Source organism: Bifidobacterium sp. H6bp9, from assembly GCF_032193695.1.
Classification (GTDB): Bacteria; Actinomycetota; Actinomycetes; order Actinomycetales; family Bifidobacteriaceae; genus Bombiscardovia; species Bombiscardovia kimbladii.
Genome location: NZ_JASTZY010000023.1, coordinates 1 through 533, shown reverse-complemented (window position 1 = coordinate 533; position 533 = coordinate 1). Strand labels below are relative to the sequence as shown.

The 533-nt window shown below is 59.3% G+C and carries 2 protein-coding genes; one reads left to right on the top strand and one right to left on the bottom strand.

What is annotated here, in order from left to right; genetic code table 11:
* On the top strand, window positions 1-269 hold a 269-nt coding region (locus QRX40_RS08685; protein WP_313837713.1), incomplete at its 5' end, for a hypothetical protein.
* Here QRX40_RS08685 and QRX40_RS08680 read toward each other — a convergent pair.
* The coding region (locus QRX40_RS08680) for a hypothetical protein (RefSeq protein ID WP_313837712.1) at window positions 238-533 on the bottom strand (296 nt) is incomplete at its 5' end. The two genes, QRX40_RS08685 and QRX40_RS08680, sit on opposite strands and share 32 nt — an antisense overlap.

Genomic DNA, 533 nt, shown 5'->3' with positions numbered 1-533 from the left:
TGGCTCTGAAGGATAGCGAGTGGGTGCCTGTTGATGAGCTGACCCCTGAGCCGGTTCTGGTGACAGGCCAGCAGCCGTCCCCCAATACGGCGACTTCCACGACTGGCAAGGCGGCCCAAGTCAGCAAGTATTCCGCTTTCAATTTGCCCAAACAGCCTAGCAATCCCAATGAGATGTTTGCCACTGACAGGAACGGACAGCCTATGCCTGCCCAGAAGGCTGATGGCGGGATTGATTTCAAGGAGGCCAAGGATAGGCTCCGGCGCTGACCTGCAGGTAGGTGAAGTCCTTGGGCAGGTCCGGGTACATGTTGCGGTCGGGTGTCTTCACCATGACCGGCGTAGTCCGGTAGCTGGCACTCGTCCCGTCGCCGAGCTGGCCATAGATGTTGTATCCCCAGGCGTAGGCGTTGCCGTCGCTGCCCACCGCCAAGGAAAAACCATAGCCATTGTTTTTTCCTCCGCTGACTTGGTTGAATCTGATGCCCCGGCTGGCGCTGTCAGGCGGGGTGATGGTCGTGGATTCCCTGCCCA